Raw genomic sequence first — 19,423 nt, forward strand, 5'->3', positions numbered from 1 at the left:
GTTGTCTTGAAACATTTCTGTTTTTCTGTTGTTTTTTGTTGCAATTATTATTTGCAGCCATTCGATTGTGGTCCAGTACTTCTGCTATGCAATATATTCTCTTTACTTATAATGATGATTAGTAAGTAAATAATTCACGTATAGCGCGCAATATCGGAGATTAAGACTTACACAAAGAATCATTAATTTTAGGGAGTGAGGTTATGAGTTTAAGCAGAAAGGCACTGGCGGATAAGATTTTAGTTTTAGGCATCGACGGTATGGACCCCAAATTAACGAAGAAGTATGTTGCTGAAGGCAAAATGCCTAATACTAAAAAATTTATAGAACGGGGCGCACAGAGAGAAGATCTGGTCATGCTGGGAGCGCAGCCGACAGTTACACCTCCTATGTGGACTACTTTGGCCACCGGCGCTTATCCGGTAACCCATGGGATAACTTGTTTTTACCGGCAGTCAAAAGACTCTCTGGACGTCATCGAGTATAATTTGGACTCGTCCAAGTGTCAGGCTGAGCAGTTATGGAATGTTTTTGCTGAAGCCGGTAAGAAGACCCTCGTCTGGCATTGGCCGGGCAGTTCATGGCCTCCAACCTCAACTAGCCCTAACCTCAGTGTTGTAGATGGCACACAGCCTGGCAATGTAAATATGGGTGTAGCCATTGTTGATCCTGAGAAAATTCTGGTTGCCAGCGTCAAGACTGAAGAAGTGACCTATAAGAAACAAGCAGCCACTGAAGGTGAAGTACCGTGCGTCATCAGCGATCTGAAGGTTCAGAAAAGCACCTATAATTTGGCTGAAAGTGTAAAAGCCAAGAAAAAGACCAGGATTTTGCTGACCAAGGAGGATGGCGAGGGTGCTTTGCCGGAAACTCCCTTTGATGTGGTCTACTCACCGATCAAGGACGCGGCTGGCTGGGCGGATGCGCCGGCAGATGCCAGGGAATTCACCATGTTACACGCTGGTGGGTTGATTCGCAGACCGTGTCTAATTTTGAAAAATGCCGATGGTGTTTATGACAGAGTAGCCATTTATAAGTCTAAGAAAGAAACGGAACCGATGGCCGTCCTGGAACAGGGTGTGTATGTGAGGGATCTGCTGGATGAAGCCATTAAAGACGATGATAAGAAAGTCATCGCTAACCGCAATATGCGGATATTGTATCTGGAGCCCAATGGCGAGCAAGTCAGAATGTGGATTTCAGCCGGTATGGATACTACTAACGACGATTTGTGGCACCCTGCCAGTTTGTTTAAAACTGTAACCGAGAATATAGCCTTCCCTCAACCGACTTGTCTGATTGGTAATGCCAGTGTTCAGATCGCCAGGGAATGTATGATCGCTACTTGGCAGGCTAGCGCTGACTGGCAGGCCGATGTGCTTAATTATCTGATCGAAAAAGAAAACTTCGAAATCATTTTCTCTCATTTCCATAATGTTGACCTGGCAGGCCATATGATTATCCATAAATTAAAAAAGGGAGGCAAGGGGACCCCGGAAGATTACAAACAAATGCTCGAGGATGTCTACCGGCAGACAGATGGCTATATCGGCCGCTTCCTGCATTTACTGGATGAAGGATGGACGGTGTTGATTGTCTCCGACCATGCGGCCGTTTGTCCGGAGCATAATCCGCCGTTGATTGGGGATATGACGGGTCTAAACGTTACCCTGATGAGAGAGCTGGGCTTCACCAACATTAAGCAAGATGCCGAGGGCAATGATCTTAAAGAAATCGACTGGGCCAAAACCAAAGCCGTTGCCAACCGGGGCAACCATATTTATCTCAATATTAAAGGCCGGGATAAATACGGAATTGTTGAGCCTGAAGATCAATACGAAGTAGAGGAAGAAATCATGACTGCTCTTTATGGCTATAAAGACAGTGTGACCGGCAAGAGAGTTATTGCCATGGCTTTAAGAAACAAAGACGCTGTTTTACTCGGCCTGGGCGGCCCTGAATCCGGCGATATCATTTATTGGACGGCGGAAGGCTATAACTACGACCATTGCGATTCCCTGTCCACGACCTGCGGGTACGGCGGCACCTCAGTTTCGCCAATCTTTATGGCGGCAGGACCGGGCTTTAAGACCGGCTTTAAGACCGACCGTATTATCCGTGAAGTCGATGTAGCCCCGACAGTTGCTGTTATCGGCGGTGTCAGAATGCCTGCCCAATGTGAAGGGGCGCCTGTGTACCAGATCTTATCTGAAGAGTTCTAGGACGGAGGCAATAACAATGGAACTCAAAAACCTGAACGCGGTCACCTTCGAAGAAATAGTTTACGACAACTGCGAGAACTGCCTGGTGGTATTCAGCCGGAAAACCTGTCACGTATGCGCCGAAGTGGTGCCCATGGTAGAAGAGATAGCAGAAAAGTACAAAGATAAATTCGGCTTTTACCGCGTTGACTCAGAAGAACAAAGAGACCTGTATAACAGGTTTTCCCTCAGAGGAGTACCACAGCTGCTGTTCTTTAAAGACGGCGATTATCAAGGCAAGCTCGCCGGCAAAGTCGAGGAAGAACAGTTAGAAGAAAAGATCGAAGAATTGCTGTAAGCAATAGATGATGAGCGTTTGAGGTGACTAGTCAATGTCAGTATACGATCTGCTGATACTGGGCGGAGGCCCCGCCGGCCTCGCCGCCGGTATCTACGGAGCAAGAGCCAAACTCAAAACAGCGATCCTGGAGAAAGGCGCCGTAGGCGGCATGGCCTTTACCACCAGGGAGATAGTAAACTACCCCGGCTTTAAATCCACCACAGGTCCCGATTTAATGAAAACCATGGCCAGCCACGCCAAAGAATTCGGCGCTGAGATCATCAAAGGCCAAATAACAGAAGTAGATCTCGATGGAGAAATTAAAACAGTCAAAACCAAAAAAGGCGTCCAGTATCAGGCCAGAGCAGTAATCTTAGCCCCCGGCTCCCAGCCCCGCCTGCTCAACATACCAGGTGAGAAAAAGCTGAGAGGCAGCGGCGTGTCCTACTGCGCCACCTGCGACGCCGAATTCTACGAAGATTTGACCGTGGTGGTCGTCGGCAACGGAGACGCCGCCATAGAAGAAGCCATCTACATCACCAAGTACGCCAGCAAGGTTATCGTGATAGTCATTCACGACGAAGGAATCGTGGACTGCAACAAAGCCAGCGCCGAAAAAGCCTTCAAGAATCCCAAGATAGAATTCGTCTGGAACTCCGTCCTGGCCGAAATCAAAGGCAAAGAAAACGTCGAGGCGGTAGTGGTCAAAAACCTGAAAACCGGAGAGCTCACAGAAGTAAAGGCCGAAGGAGTCTTCATCTATGTGGGCATGGTGCCCGAGACAGAATTTTTAAAAGGCAAAGTAGAGTTAGACCAAAGAGGCTACATTCCAACCAACGAGATGATGGAGACCAACATAGACGGCGTGTGCGCCGCGGGAGACGCCAGGGTAAAATACCTGCGCCAGGTGGTGACCGCGGCCAATGACGGCGCTGTGGCAGCAGTGACATTAGAGAGATACCTGGCCGAAGAAGACGATTTCAAAGAGAACGTGCTGAACGCGGACAAGCCCGTGCTGCTGGCCTTCTGGAGCCCGGCGGATGAAGAAAGTATAGAAGCGGTAGCCAGGCTGGAGCAGACAGTGGCAGAGAGCGGGGATAAAGTAAAGCTGGTTAAGGTGGACATGTCGAGGAAGAAAAGGATAGCCCGGAGGTATAACGTGACGGAGGTACCGGCTGCCCTGCTGCTCAAGGAAGGGAAGGTTGTCCGTAATATTCTAAAACATAACTGCGTTTGACCAGTGATGTCATAGGCGCCATGACATTGCTGATGCTGAAATAAGGAGATGGTGGACAAAGAGAAAAGGGTTACGAATCAGAATTGTGATATAGTGCTGAGCGGTGGTTTCGACTCAGGTGACGACAAGATAGGTGTACAGAACCAGGAAGTCAGCACTTTTATGTGAATATGATCACAAATTTTTGGGAAGAGGTACTCTAGACAAGTAAGAAACCAGAAGTAATAAACAGGATAACCCCAAAACAATATCCATTGGGGAAAGACATATATGGATTACCACGATGCAGTAGTCGCCATAAGTTTTTATCGAGATTCATAAGTCAGCCAAATAACTAGTGCTCAAGAATAAGGAAGGACTGATTATTATGACGACACCCACCAGTAATGTGAAATCAAATGAAGAAATGTTAGCCAAATCCACAATAGAAAATGATGATACCCCAGAACTGAAATTGCCATTCTGGCAGGCAAACATGTGGTTGTTTGTTCTATGGGCAATGCACTTAATTGATGTTATGGATAGATATGCACTGTCTGCTACTTTACCAATGATTAAGCAGGCTTATCAACTTACAGACGCGCAAGCGGGCATGTTGGGTTCGATTTTTGGCGTCAGCATCGTAATTTTTGTTATACCTACAGGCATGATTGCATATAAATGGAGCCGGCGCAAGGTCTGTGCAATTATGGTGGCTTTATGGAGTATAGCTACCTGGGGCACTGGCCTTGCCAAGGGATATTTCCCTCTCTTAGCAGCCCGTTTTGGCGTTGGGGTTGGTGAAGCAGGCTATATACCTGTTGCTTATTCCCTTATCAGTGCTTGGTACCCTAAAAGTAAGCGTGGAACAATGATGGGGTGGTTTTATTCAGGATCACAAGTTGGAGCTACCGTAGGACTTATGGTCGCAGGTTGGCTTGCGTATACTTATGGCTGGAAAGCATGTTTCGGTATAATGGCTGTCCCCGGGTTGATTCTGGCAGCTATTGGTTGGTTTATGCCTGACTTTAAAAACAAGATAGATACCACAGTGAAAGAAGTGGAACAAGCGGGTTCTACAAAGAAGAGTTTGAATTTGGGTTTAAAAGATGCTTTTATTTATACAGTAAAATCTCCCGCAGTTCTCTGTTCGTTCCTCATTACCGGATGTTTAATGCTTGGAACTACTTCCATGTCTATTTGGGGAATAACATTGTTTACCAGGACTTTTGGGATGAACGTTAAACAAGCATCGACTTTTGTGGGTTTTATTGGAATAATTGCTGTGACTGTCCCAATTCTTATGGGGTGGGTGTCGGACCGACTGCAAATAAAAAATAAAGAAGGAAGGTTAACAGCTTCATTTTTATTTGTAACTGGGTTTTTACTATCCATAATAATATTTACGCAAAACTCCTTATACGCCAAAAGCCTTGTAGTAGCCTTTATCTTTTTCGGGCTGGCTAAGGCATTTGTTATAAGCGGAATGTCAAACATTAATTCTGTAACACAAGACCTGCTGCCACCTTTTTACCGTAGCGTATCCAGCACATTTATACCTGTGGCAAACCAGGGTATTGGAGGTGTAGCGGGACCGGTGTTGTGTGGGGTGTTATCCGATGCATGTGGTATTAATATGGCACTGGCATATGTATCTACTATTGCCTTTATTCTTGTGATGGTATTAACTATGCTGTGTAAGAAGTTTTACAAAAAAGATCGCGAAAAATTAGAAAGCCTGGGCAGTTTCAATCTAGAAAGAGGTTAGGGTCAATTATAGCAATATAATGACCACCAGTTTCATAGGACTGATTTGGGTCCTCTGTCTACTAATCTGAATAAATTTCAGTAGCGACTTAAAATCCAGCACTCCACCAACCAGGATGGTAGATGACCGCTATAACATTACGCAGGAAGAAAGCGAGAAGATTTTAAAGAAATACTTCCCCGCCGGCACGGACAGCGCGCTTAAGACCCTGGATATGAAAGAAAAAAGCAAACTGGTTTGAGGATGCGCCGGCTTATGGATTAGCCGGCGTTTTGTATGTGCCATTTAGCCATTTGTACATATCGTCGTAAATGGATCGTATTTTGTAGTTATCGCTGCGCCAGGCTCTTACCAGGGTTTTTGAACCGGCGTAGTAAGCCATGGACGCTTCCTTATCGATATTGAGCTGCTGCGCTTTATTAAGCTGCTTATAAAACAGGTTATAATATTCAGGGCTGGAGAGTATGCCTTCATCGAATTCTATCTCAAGGCCAAGGTTGTAGCGCTTTGCCAGTCCCGCGGCCTTATCCATGCGTTCATCCGGGGGAACGTTGCTGGCGTAATAGTTGGGCTGCAAAAAAGCATGGTTGAAACCGTATGATCTCCAAACATCATAGCCGTGCGCTCCAAAGAACGGGATCCAGAAAAATTTCAGGCCGTCGTTACGCACCAGCCGGGCCACGTCTTGCACCAGTTCGACGTCACCGGGCGTGGTCGGGTCCATACTTTCTTTGTACCAGTAAATACCAGCCAGGTTAAGGTATTTAAATCCCGCCTGGTCCCACCTGTCCTTTAGATTGTCGTAAAACCAGCGTACGGCCAGGAAGCGGTCTTCAAACGCCTGACTCTGGCCGGCTTTCTTTTCGGAGAAACAAAGCGGACTGCCGCCGCTTTCAAGAATGCCGAAGTTTTCTTGCTGCCCGTCGGGATAGGGAACGGTAAGAATGACATTAACTTTTCCCTGGTAATCAGGTATTTTATTCAAACGGGCCATGGTTTCCTCCAGGGCGGAAAGCTGCGCTCCGGGGGCAAAGAGGTCCTCGGCGTAGGCGGTCCAGCCGTCCCTGGTACAGGCCAGGTCGGGGTAGGGGAGAAAGAGCAGGGTATCAAACATCTTCCCCTCTATGCTGTTCCTTTTGTCCAGGTAAACCAGCATGGGCAGAAAGTCCTGGGAGGTCCACCTGCCCAGGTCGCCGTGGCTGCCTGAAAAGACCAGTAGAATGTTTCTGATGTCCGGGATTTGCAGGTAGGTGTCGGCAGTCTGTCCATTCTGTTCTTCATGCGCCAGGATCACCGGACTTTGCGGTTGACCGCCTCCTTTGATGGACAGGTGTCTGGCGAACACAAAGACGTCCACCGGAAAGCTGATCTTAACGTAACGGGCTGCGACAGGCGGGAAGGTCAGAGCGAATTCCTTGCTCAAAACCGCCGGATCGGCGGGGTCAATGCTATGGCTGACCAGCCCCAGGTGATACCAGGTTCTCCCGTCCGCCGACATAGAACAGTTCATGTATTGGGGCAGGTAAATGCCTGACCCGGCTTCCTGTTCGAATTCCAGGGAGATTTTGGTGACAGGGGCAACCTTTTTTAAATCCACTGTAATATCCCGTCCCTGCTGGCGAAAAAAGCCCGTCCAGGTTTCGTCCAGGCAGGTGAGGCCTTCTTGGGGGCCGGGATAACTTTTCTCTTCTGTCTCCCGGAAACCCTGGTCGGGCGAGTGCACCTCTACTCTGTAGGTTGCCCCGTTAGTGAGCTCCTCTCCGGGTACACAGGCGGTGGTAGTTGCGGGGCTTTTCTCCGTTGTTTTTGCTGCCGTGCCGGCGGAAGTAATATTAGTATGGACCAGATAAGAGTTGTATCCCGCGTTAACCGTAATGGTGGCTTGGCCCGGTTTCGGCCCGGCTGAAAAGGAGCCGTCTGGAGAGATGCAGCCGACGACCGGGTCGTCCAGCCCGTACACTGTTGTAAAGGGCAAGGGCTGCCGAGAATTGTCCGGTTCAATTTTACTGGTTTCTCCCGTTTTTATTTGCAGTTGCCGGGAGTCGACAACTGGGAAAGCGGTCAGAGCTTGTCCTTTTCTGATCTTAAATAACCGGTCGGCGAGCACGGCTGCTTCCGCCCTGGTTAATGTTTCTTGAGGACGAAAGAGATTGTCGCCGCCGTTCATCAGGCCCTTCCAGACAACATAAGCTACGCTTTTCGCAGCATATGAGGAAATCTGGTTTTCATCAAGGTACCTGCCGCCAAGTATAGGCTCCTCCAAGCTTTCCTCCCGTATGGCGCCGGCCAGTAGCACAGCGGCATCCTGCCGTTTGATCGAATCATCCGCTCCCATTACCTTGTTTCCAGTACCCGCTACCAGGCCAAGTTTGACCAGTGCTTCCACATATCCTGATTCCGCTGCGGAGAGGGGCAGATCTGAAAAGGTAGGCGCAGCGGGAGAATAAGGCTGTACCCCCAGCACCCTGGCCAAAAGGACAACGAAATGGGCGCGGCTGATACTCTGCGCCGGGCCGAATTCATTGGCCCCGAGGCCGCTAATGATGCCACGGTCGCTCAGTTGAATAATGGCGTCCCTGGCAAAAGAACCTTCAATATCCTGAAAGGCGGGTGAAGCCGGCGCGGCCTGGGCGATTGCGGTAAAGGCGAAGATAATTAGACCTGCCAGCCAATACTTTATTTTCATATTAATTCCCTATTCTTTTTAATTTGACATTCTAAGTAAATTATATATTAATTAGATAGAGAATGAATACACATTTTATAGAACTTCGCCCCTGAAAACCCACTGGCTCGTCCCGTGGGATGAAAGGGGCGGTCGCCCGTTTAGGCGACAAAATCATTTATTCTGGAAGGCTTTCTGAAATAATCCATTTTAAAATTTTTAAGGGCTTCAGTACATAGAAGCCCTTTTTTCATTGGATAACTTATGATAACTTAGGTACCAGGTGCCTAAGTTATTGAGGTGCTGGGATTTTTTATAAAGCATCAAGGATTCAGGAATACTCTATAGTAACTGGGGGTAGTGCTGTGCAAGAATATGTTACTTTAGTAGATGAAAATGATAAAGTGGTTGGAGTTGCTGAAAAAATTGACGCCCATAAAAACCCTAAGCTGCATCGGGCGTTTTCAATCTTTATTACCAACTCTAAGGGTGAGTTCTTAATACAACAGCGTGCTGAGAATAAATATCATTGTCCGGGGATGTGGGCGAATACCTGCTGTGGCCACCCGAGGCCTGGTGAATCCCTGGAAGAAGCGGCGCACAGAAGGCTGCAGGAAGAAATGGGGTTTGACACCAGGATGGTCAAAGTCTTTTCATTTATCTATAAAACTGAGTTTGAAAACGGGTTAACAGAAAAGGAATATGATCATGTCTTTGTTGGGAAATGGGATGGGATACCTAAAAAAAATATAAATGAAGTAGCTGATTACAAGTGGATCTCCAGGGATATTTTGGAGGAAGACATTAAAAAGAATCCGGAAATCTATACATCATGGTTTAAAATTGCCTGGGAAATTTTATTGGCCAGAAATTGGGGAAAGGCTATAAAAGATGGAGGAAGTTATGATTTTTTAACCAAGGATAAATGAAAACATTGTGCGAATGAATTTGCGTCTGATGTTTACGGCAAAGAACTTTTTTAGGATAGCTTTTAAATATAACGGAATAATTTTTAAGGCTTGCCACCTGTAAAGCCTTATTTATTTTGTTAATACGGCTTGGGGTGACTCCTTATTTCTTCTTGACACTGCTTAATGGCAGGGATACAATAGCATTAAAAAATGAACCATTATTCATTTCTTTGGGGTGGTTTTTCTTTGGCATACCGCAAGACCGACAAAGTGGGAAAAAAACTTGAGGCTAAACTGCAGGCCATCATGCAGGCAGCCCAGACAGTTTTTGCGGAGCACGGCTACCATGGCACGTCAATCAAGGAAATAGCCAGGAAGGCCGGCTTGGCCACCGGCACCATCTACCTTTACCTGCGTAATAAGGAAGCCCTCTTTGCCGCTTTGGTAGACGAGATCTACGAAATGGTGCTTTCAAAAATAGCGGAGAGACGCAAGGAAGCTCAGGATGTACAGGGCAAACTGCGGGCATCAATGGAAGCGGCGATTGATACCCTGGGTCAAAACCGGGCCCTGGCCAAAGTGATCCTGCTGCAGACGGCAAATTCCAACCAGGCGGTAAGTGAGCAGCTGGCCGACCTGCTGGGCCGCCTGGCGGAACTGGTGGAAGAAGACATTAAGGAATCAATTGAAACAAGCCAGATTGCGCCTTTAGACAGCCGGATCGCCGCAACCGCCTTTGTGGGCACATTTTATAATGTGGTCCTGACCTGGCTGAGAGAGGATAGTCCCTCCAGCCTGGCAGAAGTGATAGGTCCCCTGGTTGAATATAACCTCCGGGGTTTAGGATTTACCAGCCCCCCAAGTTAAACCTATCAGAAACATATATCGCTAATGCGGCTCCAGCTGTAGGTTCGATTTCAATCGAACAGGGCGCGATAGCGCCGAACTTGCTTGAGAGCCTGGGGACATACCTCGTCAACAAAGGAATACCTGAAACAGAGATGTGTCCCCATTCCTCTGACGAATAAATTCGCACCTACATTTATATAGGTAGCCCAGAACGTTATTTTCAGAGCAGAAAGGACGATGCTATGGGAGCCCGGACGATACCCCGCGCGGATATTGGCTTTATCGGCGGTTCAGGGACCTTCTCCCTGGAGTTTCCCGAAAAGCTGGACTGGGGCGGGGTGAAAATTGAAGCCACCGGCCTGGTTTGCCCAACTCCCTTTGGGGAGGGGCCTCCCTTGAAGTTATTTACCATAGCTGCCGGGAGCCCCCGGACAGTACTGGCCGCCAGGATGCACGGCCGCCAGCCGGGTGTGTCCTGGGGAGAGGCCTCCCGGCGCCTGTTCTGGATTTTCCGGGAAGCGGGCGTGCGCAAGGTGGTTGCCGAGGGTGGGGTAGGCAGTGTCAATTACCTGCTGGACCCCAGGGATATAGTAGTGCCCAATGATTATATCGACTTTTCCATGCGGCGGGACACAAGTATCGGAGAGGAATACCTGTCAGTGATGCGCCAGCCCATCTGCCCCTCTCTGCACCGTGCTTTAGTCGGCGCGGCGGCGGAGAATCCCCTGGGCCGGGTCTTCAGCCGCGGCATTTACCTGGTGACGGACGGCAGGCATTTTGAAAGCCCCGCCGAGATGGCCCTCTTTCGCCAGTGGGGAGCGGACATCGTGGGGCAGACGCTCAGCCCGGAAGTCTACCTGGCGCGGGAAATAGGAGCCTGTTACGCCGGTATGTACCTGGTGGTCAATTATGGTGAGGGCATAGTGAAACCATGGGACTACCGCCTGCTCAAAGAGATTTTTTTTGAGGACGCATCAGCCTGGGGGCGGATTGCCATACGTGCCCTTGAGACACTGGACCTGGAAGCTGCCTGTGAGTGCGGCAGCCTGCGGAAGCCCACCCTGCTGCGGCCGGAAAACGTGAAGCGCTGGGAGGAACTTGCATGATACATTATCTGGAACAAAGCGAACTAGCTGATGTTGCCCGTAAGGTCCTGGACGGCGAGCGCCTGAGCCGGGCGGACGGGATTAAACTGTGGCAGTCCCATGACCTGCTGTCGGTCGGCCTGTTAAGCGATTACGCCAGGCGCCGGCAGGTGGGCGATGACGTTTTCTTCATCAACAACACCCATATCAACCACACCAATATCTGCCGCAACCTGTGCGAGTTGTGCGCCTTCGGCAAAAAGCCTTCCGGCAGCGGAGCGTATACTCTTTCCCTGGCGGAGATTGCGGCCAGGGCGGAAAAAGCGCGAGGGCTGGGTGTGTCCGAGGTGCATATAGTCGGCGGGTTAAATGAGGATCTGCCTTTCAGCTATTACCTTGAGATGTTAAAGCTGGTAAGAGATATTTTGCCTGAGGCTCACATCCAGGCCTTTGACGCGGTGGAAATAGATTTTTTGAGTGAAATAAGCGGTCTCGGCCTGGAAGAGACGTTATCGCGGCTCGGGGAAGCGGGGCTGGGCTCGCTGCCCGGAGGCGGAGCGGAGATCTTCAGCGCCGGGGTGAGGGAAAAAATCTGCAGTAAAAAAATCAGCGGCGCCAGGTGGCTGGAGGTCCAGGAAACCGCGCACAAGATGGGTTTCAGGAGCAACGCCACAATGCTGTACGGGCATCTTGAGACCATAGAGGACAGGGTGGACCACCTGCTTGCCCTCAGGGAACTGCAGGACCGGACCGGAGGTTTTCTGTCCTTTATTCCCCTGGCCTTCCACCCGGACAACACTTCCCTGGCGCAATTGCCCAAAACCACAGGCGTGACAGACCTAAAAGCGCTGGCTGTGGCCCGCCTGATGCTGGATAATTTTCAGCATATCAAGGCCTTCTGGATTATGATCACGCCAAGGATGGCCCAGGTGGCGCTTAGTTTCGGGGTGGACGACCTGGACGGGACGGTCAGGGAGGAGCGGATCTTCCACGAGGCGGGAGCGGAAACCGCCCAGTACCAGCCGGCGGAAACCTTCCTGCGCATGATCCGTGAAGCCGGCCGGACACCGGTGGAGAGGGACACACTATACAATGTTATCCGACGTTATGACCAAACAAGTATTGATTAGGCTCTCATGTATCAGGAGCAAGGTAGGTTCGATTTTAATCGAATAAGTCGCGTTTGCGCCGAAGATGTAGATGCACCTGGGGACATTCCTCATCTTAAAAGGAATACCTAGTAAAGAGGTGTGTCCCCGTTCCTTAGACGGTGTGTCCCCATTCCTCTGACGAATAAATTCGCACCTACATATAGGCGGCCCATATTGTTATTTCCAAGAATTAGTGCATAGGAGGTCTGTTTTATGGAATTGCCCCGTCTGGGATATGTTTCATACATCAACTGCCTGCCGGTTTTTTGCGCTATGCAGGAGGGGCTGGTGAAAGTCCCCGCCAGGCTTTGCTCCCACCACCCCAGCCGGCTTAATAGTATGTTCAGGGAAGGTTTGCTGGATGTTACCGCTATTTCTTCCATTGAATATACCAGGCAGCCGGAAAATTGCCTGGTGCTGCCCGACCTGTCCATAGCCTCTGACGGCCCGGTACGGAGTGTGGCTATGGTCAGCAGGGTGCCTGTGGAACTGCTGGCGGGAAGGACCGTTTCCCTGACCCCCCACTCGGCGACCAGCGTCATGCTGCTCAAATTGCTCCTGCATAAATTCTACAATATTAAGGTTGACTTTTTCACCAGGCCTCCGGCTGCTTCTGTATGGTGGGACCAGCCCGACGCTGCTCTGGTTATCGGTGACGAGGCCCTGCAGGAGATTAACCAGGCCGGTGGCGGGCTGCACGTGTATGATCTGGGCGCCGAATGGAAGCGCTGGACCGGCCGTCCCATGGTATTCGCTTTATGGGTAACAACCCGGGATTTTGCACAAAAGTATCCGGAACAGTTAACAGCGATCTGGCGGGGGATGCTTACAGCTAAAAAGTGGGGGCTGAAAAACCCGGAGAAACTGGTAGCCAGGGCCAAGTCAGCAACTGAATTGTCAGAGGAGGTGCTGACAGACTATTTTAAATGCCTGCAGCACGACCTGAGCTGGCATCATATCGACAGCCTTATGTATTTTTATCACTGCGCCGCGGAATGCGGGCTGGTTAAACCGGCGGTGGCCTTACATATCTGGGGGAAGGAAAATGACCGCTTCTATCGCGTCCAAAGCGCTTGAGGTAAAACGGCTCAGTGAAAAAGAGGGACTGGACCTGTTGAGGGGGCAGGACCTGCTTACACTGGGTATGCTCGCCAGCCAGGTGCGGGAAAGGCTGCACCCTGAGCGGCGGGTTACCTTTGTCATTGACCGCAACATCAATTATACCAATATATGTGTTGCCGGATGCCGCTTCTGCGCCTTCCATCGCCTGGCCGGTCACCCCGAGGCCTACGTCCTCAGCCGGGAAGAGATTTTTCATAAGATCGAGGAGACTGTCGCGGTAGGAGGGACTCAGATTCTGATGCAGGGAGGTCTCAACCCTGACCTGGACCTCAAGTATTTTGAAGATTTGTTTGCAGCGATTAAAAAACGCTATCCGGTCAAACTTCACTCTCTTTCACCTGTGGAAATTGACTACCTGGCGCGCACCTCAGTTCTGCCGGTAGAAGTGGTGATCCGCCGCCTGGCCGCGGCAGGCCTTGATTCAATCGCCGGGGGCGGCGCGGAGATCCTGGTGGACCGGGTGCGCCGGCAGATCAGCCCCCGCAAGACCAGCACCGGAAGGTGGCTGGAAATTATGAGGGCAGCCCACCGGGCGGGCTTGAAGAGCACTGCCACCATGATGTTCGGTAGTGTGGAGACACTGGATGAAAGGATTGCCCACCTGGAGGCGATCCGCCGCCTGCAGGATCAAACAGGCGGTTTCACCGCGTTTATCCCCTGGAGCTTTCAGCCGGGGCATACTGACCTGGGCGGCTCGCCGGCCAGTTCCGTGGATTACCTGCGGACCCTGGCCGTATCCAGGATTTACCTGGACAACGTGCCCAACCTGCAGGTTTCCTGGGTGACCCAGGGCGTAAAAATCGCGCAGGTGGCCCTGGCCTTCGGCGCCAACGATTTTGGCTCCACCATGCTGGAGGAAAACGTGGTGCGGGCGGCAGGGGCGAGTTTCAGCGCCTCGCTGCAGGAGTTGGTGCGCAGCATCAAAGACGCGGGCTACCAGCCCGCTCAGCGGGATAATTTGTACAATATAATAAGGACTTATTAGCAAGAACTATTGATACTACTCTCTGTTATTTCATTTTCTATTTGAAAAACTTGTTGTAAAGATAGTACAATATAGTTAGGGCCGTCATGCGTGCCCTGATTTTTGTTGACTGGACGGATTTACTGGCGACGTTGGGAGTGGTTAAGAAATGGTTGAAGAAATATTGTCTGACATCTATAAAATTGAAGTGCCCCTGCCGGGGAACCCCCTTAAGGCTTTAAATTCCTACCTAATCAAAGGTGCCGGGCGTAACCTGCTGATAGATACCGGCTTTAACCAGGCAGAATGCCGGGAAGCGCTGTTCAAAGGCCTGAAGATGCTGGGAGCTGATTTAGAACAGACGGATATTTTTATCACCCACCTGCATGCTGACCATTGCGGGCTGGTTACGTCTCTGGCCAACGAAAAGTCCGTTGTGTATTGCGGAGAGATTGACGCGGAGCGCATCAACTGGTCACTATCTCCCACCTACTGGGCAGAGAACTTGGCCTTTACCAGTTCATACGGATTCCCGCTGCAGGAGTTTAGCAAGTCCATGCTAAAACATCCCGGCCAAAAATACAGCCCGGACAGAGAACAGGCTTTTCACACTGTCAGGGAAAACGATGTCATAGAGGTGGGTGATTACCGTTTCGTCTGCTTGGAAACACCCGGTCATACACCGGGACACATATGTCTTTATGAGCCGGACAGAAAGATACTGATTTCCGGTGACCACATTTTAGAGGATATCACGCCTAATATCACCATGTTTTTAAGAGGTCTGTCTGATCCTCTGGGGCAGTATCTGAAAAGCTTGGATAAAGTGGACAGGATGGACATAAGCCTTGTTTTGCCGGGACACAGGCGGCTCATAAGTGACGTGCATAAGAGGGTCGCTGAATTAAAGCAACACTATGATCAAAGGCTGAACGAAGTGCTTAATATTTTAAACAAGGGCAGGATGAGCGCCTACCAGGTAGCCAGCCAGATCACCTGGGATTTAACCTATGCCGCCTGGGAACAGTTTCCCCTGGAGCAAAGGTGGTTCGCCACCGGGGAAGCTATCTCCCACCTGGAGCACCTGCGGCTGAAGAATAGGGTCCGGAGATTTCAAAACCAGGAAAAACTGCTATTTGAGCTCATCGCTTAAAACCAGCGACTAGCAAACGGGGAAGGTTCTTGATTTGCTTGGTAGGCAAAGCAAATCAAGGACCGTCCCCGTTTTTGCTATTTTGCTGCAACGCCTTTAAAACGCCACCTTAACAGGATTGGCATAATGAATAAAATAAACAAAAGCCGGAACATTTGATAGGCGGTCACCAGGGAGACATCTGCGCCAACCAGGACCGCTGTTAATCCCATTTCCGTCGTGCCGCCGGGAGCCGTACCCAGGAAAGCGCTGATTAAGTCCAAAGAGTGCAGGCGTGTCAGCAGTAAGCCTATACCCAGTGAGAAGAACACCACTGCAATACTCCCTCCCAGGATGTACGGCAGCAGCTTTTTCCAATTCTCAAGACTGGTTGGGTTGATGCTTAACCCCAGGTATGCCCCTATCGACAGCTGTGAGATAAAGACAAAGAATGGAGGGGTATACGGCGCTTTGAACCCGATCAGGACGAGAATCGCAGATCCAAGCAAGGGTCCCAGCAGGAAAGGGGTGGGCATTCTTGTTTTTACCGCGACCCACGCGGCAGTTATAGCCACAAAGGCAAATAATAACTGGTTCCAATGAGGCTGGATTACTGTGTTATTCACAGACGGCATAGTGGCGGCAATCGCCTGCTGGGCATTGCCGGACAACCCGTGGATAACCAGGAACGGTACAATAAAAACCGACGACAGTAACCGGAGGGTCTGCATAAAAGTGACAACTGTCAGATCCGTACCTGGTATTTCTTCACTGAGGACAACCATCTGGGTGAGGCCGCCGGGGACGCTTCCAATAATGCCGGTTGCGAGGCTTATTCCCGTCCGGCGGCTGGTGATGTATCCTATGACCAGGCTAAACAGGATAATTGATGATGTTGCCAGCAGCATGGCCGGGAGCTGTTTGATAATCTGCAGGCTGGTCCCGATGGTAAAAGAACTTCCCATCAAGTAACCAAGGATCACCAACCCGCAGTTGCGGATTTTCACCGGCCACAGCAAATTCCTTCCGGCAGCCAGGCGCCATAGCATGACAGCCGTTAAAGAACCCAGCATCCAAGGCAAGGGCAAATGCAACAGGCGGAATAATAGTCCGCCTGTTAAAGACACTAATATTGTTTCAACAATTTGCAGTAACATAGCAGCCTCTTTATTTTTTTAACTCACCGCCCGCGATAATAACCTGCATCACATGCGATGTGCCGCAGGCGGGAATCATCGTCACCGCGTCTCTCAGGTAGCGGCTGACCGGGTAGTCTGTGATCACCCCGTAACCGCCCATAAGGTCTATAGTCCGCTTGGCTGCTCTGACGGCTGCTTCCGTGGCAAAGAACTTGGCCATAGCATATTCAGAAAAGCACGGCTTGCCGGCGTCCTTCAGGCCGGTCGCGTTATAGGTCAGGAGGCGGGCAGCCTCGTAGTCGGTGCGGTTTTCAGCGATGATAAATTGTATGTTGGGCAGGTTTGACAGGGGCTTGGCATAAATCACACGTTCTTTGGCGAATTTTACTGATTCTTCGAGACATCCCCGCAGGATCCCCAGAGCCACTGAAGCAGTGCCGCCGCGGCCCATTTCGCCTAAAGTGCCCAGGCCGATTTTAGCTCCGTCGCCTGGTTTGCCAAGTAAACTGTCCTGCGGCACCCGGACGTTGTCCAGGTTAATATCTCCGGTGAAGGATCCCCTGAGGCCCGCCTTTTTTTCCTTGCGGCCGGGAGTTTGACCAGGGGTGTCGCCTTCAACAATAAAAACCGAAAGCTGAGGCCGCCCTTTACTGTCTTCTCCCGTGCGCACAGAGACCACATTGACTTCCATACAGTGTGAGTTGGTGATAAAACACTTGCGGCCGTTTAAAACCCAGTCGTTTTCAACCAGCCGGCCGGTTGATTTTTGTCCCATAAAGTCTGAGCCTCCACCCGGCTCAGTGACCGAAAGCGCCCCGAAGGACCCGGAGCAGAGACGGGGCAGGTATTTCTGCTTTTGTTCCTCACTGCCCCAGGTCATGATTGCGTAAACAGCCATGGTATGGGCCACCAGGCCCATGCTGAAACCTGCGGCATACCGGGCGATCTCTTCAGCGATAATAGCCAGCTCGGTGTAGCCCAGGCCAGTCCCGCCGTATATCTCCGGTACGAAGACACCGTTGAACCCCAGATCTCCCATTTTTTTGAAAAGCTCAACAGGGCAGGTGTCCTCCTCATCAATTTTCTGCGCGATAGGGGCTATTTCACTTTCAACAAAATCCCTTACCACTTTTCTCAGCAGTTCCTGTTGTTCAGTAAACTTTAACATTATGTAACATTCCTTTCCAGCTTATCATTTGGTTGATTCTACTTTTTGTCTTTTAGATTTTATCTGGGGCAAATAAAGTGTGTCAATCTTAACTTCATTATTTTTTAGTATAACTTTCCCTGTTATGTTTTTTCCAGGGGCAACATACGGGGTTCTTGATTTGCTTGGTAGGCAAAGCAAACGGAGAACCGTCCCTCAGTTTGCTAGGTGATGAGGTCTTTGATGACCTCGCTTGCGATGAGCAGGCCTGCCACTGAGGGTACAAATGAAATGCTGCCGGGGATCTGGCGGCGGACGGTACAGGACCTGGTGGTGCCTTTGGGGCAGATACAGTTGACCTGACAGCTGGATTCTTCTGTATCCAATGGCTTCAGCGGCTCTTCCTGGGAATAAACAACTTTCAGGGCGGTAACACCCCTTTTTCTTAATTCCCTGCGCATTACCCTGGCCAGCGGGCAAATCGTAGTGTCATAGATGTCAGCGATTTTAAGTTTGGCAGGGTCAAGTTTGTTGCCGGCGCCCATTGAGCTGATGACCGGTATGTCCTGCTTCTTCGCGTTTACGATTAGATCGATCTTGGCGGTTACTGTGTCTATCGCGTCGACGATATAGTCGTAATCAGGCCTGATCAGTTCCTGGGCTTGTTCGGGCATGTAAAATGTCTGAAAGGCGGCAACCTCAACCGCGGGGTTGATCTCAAGGATTCTATCTTTCATAGCTTCTACCTTTGGCCGGCCTATTGTTTTCCTGGTGGCGTGAATTTGCCTGTTGATATTGGTCAGGCAGACGCAGTCGTCATCCACCAGCACAAACCCGCCGACACCTGCCCGCACGAGCCCTTCCACCGCGAAGGTACCCACCCCGCCGATGCCAAAAACGGCTACTTTGCTCCGCGCCAGCTTTAGCAGCGCCTTTTTTCCTATTAAAAGTTCGGTTCTTGAAAACTCGTTAAGCATTTTACCTCACATACTGCTGCGTTTTTAACACATCCCATTATACCACAATGATTATTAAAGACGGCAAACCACTCTTTTTTTGGGGGGGGTTTTTGTCACCAATCAGTTGTCAACAACCCCGTCCTCCTGACAACCCCTTGACAACAGCGGCCAGTTAAAGTGTTGAAAGATTTAACTGCTCAATAGTAAATAATTATTTACTATTGAGTTCCTATAGTTTATACTTTTTATATTATAGCCAAATAGCCAGCATGGGAGGTGTTAAAATTAACAGTTTAGAAAATTTGGCCGACAATTTCCTGGCGGCCTTAGCTTTTATGCGGGATAAATTCTTCAGGTCGCTTGAACAAATGACGCGAAACTGTATGAGCCACGCTCAATTTCGTGCGGTGTCAATGCTCTGCCGGAAAGGCTCCATGTCTATGTCGGAAATGGCGAAGGAAATGAAAATATCAAAGCAGCAACTTACGCCCATCGTTTATAAACTGATTAGCCACGGACTGCTGGTCAGAAAAACCGATGAAAACGACCGGCGTGTCGTCCGCATAGAAGTCACCGAAAAGGGCAGAAGCATGTACGAGAAACTTCTGCCGGCTATTAAAATGTCTCTGGTGGAAAAGTTTAAAAAACTTCCAGCTGAGGAACTGGCTGAACTCGATCAGATGCTGAAAAGAACACAAGAAATCCTTAATAAAGTAGAGCAAGAGTAAAAACAGAACGGGATCTAAAGAAATTCAACATCCGAAGGTGGTCAAC

The 19,423-nt window shown here is 49.9% G+C and carries 17 protein-coding genes; 13 read left to right on the forward strand and 4 right to left on the reverse strand.

The window, feature by feature from the left end; translation table 11 throughout:
- Window positions 1-203 precede the first annotated feature (203 nt).
- The 5 genes from Pmgp_RS02835 to Pmgp_RS20505 all read left to right on the forward strand — a co-directional run bounded on the left by Pmgp_RS02835 (window position 204) and on the right by Pmgp_RS20505 (window position 5,766).
- Complete coding sequence (locus Pmgp_RS02835; protein WP_134212462.1) at window positions 204-2,222, forward strand: alkaline phosphatase family protein; 2,019 nt, start codon at window positions 204-206, stop codon at window positions 2,220-2,222.
- Between the two features lie 16 nt (window positions 2,223-2,238).
- Window positions 2,239-2,559 carry a thioredoxin family protein gene (locus Pmgp_RS02840; RefSeq protein WP_134212463.1) on the forward strand — a complete coding sequence of 107 codons (321 nt, stop codon included), beginning with the start codon at window positions 2,239-2,241 and terminating at the stop codon, window positions 2,557-2,559.
- Between the two features lie 34 nt (window positions 2,560-2,593).
- Window positions 2,594-3,778, forward strand: coding sequence for a thioredoxin-disulfide reductase (gene trxB, locus Pmgp_RS02845; protein ID WP_134212464.1), 1,185 nt, complete (start codon window positions 2,594-2,596; stop codon window positions 3,776-3,778).
- A 367-nt stretch (window positions 3,779-4,145) separates the two neighbouring features.
- Window positions 4,146-5,525 (forward strand): MFS transporter, encoded by a 1,380-nt coding sequence (locus Pmgp_RS02850; RefSeq protein WP_153189179.1) that lies wholly within the window; start codon window positions 4,146-4,148, stop codon window positions 5,523-5,525.
- Window positions 5,526-5,640: 115 nt separating this feature from the next.
- On the forward strand, window positions 5,641-5,766 hold the full coding sequence (locus Pmgp_RS20505; protein ID WP_282432865.1) for a hypothetical protein: 126 nt from the start codon (window positions 5,641-5,643) through the stop codon (window positions 5,764-5,766).
- A gap of 12 nt (window positions 5,767-5,778) precedes the next feature.
- Here the strand turns inward: Pmgp_RS20505 and Pmgp_RS02860 are convergent, their stop codons facing one another.
- Complete coding sequence (locus Pmgp_RS02860; RefSeq protein ID WP_134212466.1) at window positions 5,779-8,211, reverse strand: DUF4855 domain-containing protein; 2,433 nt, start codon at window positions 8,209-8,211, stop codon at window positions 5,779-5,781.
- 344 nt (window positions 8,212-8,555) lie between these two features.
- Here Pmgp_RS02860 and idi point away from each other — a divergent pair, with 344 nt between their 5' ends.
- The 7 genes from idi to Pmgp_RS02895 all read left to right on the forward strand — a co-directional run bounded on the left by idi (window position 8,556) and on the right by Pmgp_RS02895 (window position 15,425).
- On the forward strand, window positions 8,556-9,119 hold the full coding sequence (gene idi, locus Pmgp_RS02865) for an isopentenyl-diphosphate Delta-isomerase (RefSeq protein WP_134212467.1): 564 nt from the start codon (window positions 8,556-8,558) through the stop codon (window positions 9,117-9,119).
- Window positions 9,120-9,347: 228 nt separating this feature from the next.
- Window positions 9,348-9,968, forward strand: a complete 621-nt coding sequence (locus Pmgp_RS02870) for a TetR/AcrR family transcriptional regulator (protein ID WP_134212468.1) — start codon at window positions 9,348-9,350, stop codon at window positions 9,966-9,968.
- Window positions 9,969-10,192: 224 nt separating this feature from the next.
- Entirely contained in the window at window positions 10,193-11,056 is an 864-nt protein-coding gene (locus Pmgp_RS02875; RefSeq protein WP_134212469.1) for an MTAP family purine nucleoside phosphorylase, read from the forward strand.
- Window positions 11,053-12,165 (forward strand): aminofutalosine synthase MqnE, encoded by a 1,113-nt coding sequence (gene mqnE / locus Pmgp_RS02880; protein ID WP_134212470.1) that lies wholly within the window; start codon window positions 11,053-11,055, stop codon window positions 12,163-12,165. The genes Pmgp_RS02875 and mqnE overlap by 4 nt, the downstream gene beginning before the upstream one ends.
- Window positions 12,166-12,399: 234 nt before the next feature.
- Entirely contained in the window at window positions 12,400-13,263 is an 864-nt protein-coding gene (locus Pmgp_RS02885) for a menaquinone biosynthetic enzyme MqnA/MqnD family protein (RefSeq protein WP_134212471.1), read from the forward strand.
- On the forward strand, window positions 13,232-14,293 hold the full coding sequence (mqnC, locus tag Pmgp_RS02890) for a cyclic dehypoxanthinyl futalosine synthase (protein ID WP_134212472.1): 1,062 nt from the start codon (window positions 13,232-13,234) through the stop codon (window positions 14,291-14,293). The genes Pmgp_RS02885 and mqnC overlap by 32 nt, the downstream gene beginning before the upstream one ends.
- A 148-nt stretch (window positions 14,294-14,441) precedes the next feature.
- Window positions 14,442-15,425 (forward strand): MBL fold metallo-hydrolase, encoded by a 984-nt coding sequence (locus Pmgp_RS02895; RefSeq protein ID WP_134212473.1) that lies wholly within the window; start codon window positions 14,442-14,444, stop codon window positions 15,423-15,425.
- 77 nt (window positions 15,426-15,502) lie between these two features.
- On the opposite strand, the gene Pmgp_RS02900 is transcribed toward Pmgp_RS02895, so the two are convergent.
- The 3 genes from Pmgp_RS02900 to Pmgp_RS02910 all read right to left on the reverse strand — a co-directional run bounded on the left by Pmgp_RS02900 (window position 15,503) and on the right by Pmgp_RS02910 (window position 18,667).
- Window positions 15,503-16,561, reverse strand: coding sequence for an AbrB family transcriptional regulator (locus Pmgp_RS02900; protein WP_134212474.1), 1,059 nt, complete (start codon window positions 16,559-16,561; stop codon window positions 15,503-15,505).
- A gap of 10 nt (window positions 16,562-16,571) precedes the next feature.
- The gene (locus tag Pmgp_RS02905) at window positions 16,572-17,711 is read right to left on the reverse strand and encodes an acyl-CoA dehydrogenase family protein (protein WP_134212475.1); all 1,140 of its coding nucleotides are present in this window, start codon (window positions 17,709-17,711) and stop codon (window positions 16,572-16,574) included.
- 203 nt (window positions 17,712-17,914) lie between these two features.
- Entirely contained in the window at window positions 17,915-18,667 is a 753-nt protein-coding gene (locus tag Pmgp_RS02910; RefSeq protein WP_134212476.1) for a tRNA threonylcarbamoyladenosine dehydratase, read from the reverse strand.
- A gap of 350 nt (window positions 18,668-19,017) precedes the next feature.
- Between Pmgp_RS02910 and Pmgp_RS02915 the strand changes: the two genes are divergently transcribed.
- Complete coding sequence (locus tag Pmgp_RS02915) at window positions 19,018-19,377, forward strand: MarR family winged helix-turn-helix transcriptional regulator (protein WP_192902750.1); 360 nt, start codon at window positions 19,018-19,020, stop codon at window positions 19,375-19,377.
- Window positions 19,378-19,423 lie beyond the last annotated feature (46 nt).

This window comes from Pelotomaculum propionicicum (assembly GCF_004369225.1).
In the GTDB taxonomy this organism is placed as follows: Bacteria; Bacillota; Desulfotomaculia; order Desulfotomaculales; family Pelotomaculaceae; genus Pelotomaculum_B; species Pelotomaculum_B propionicicum.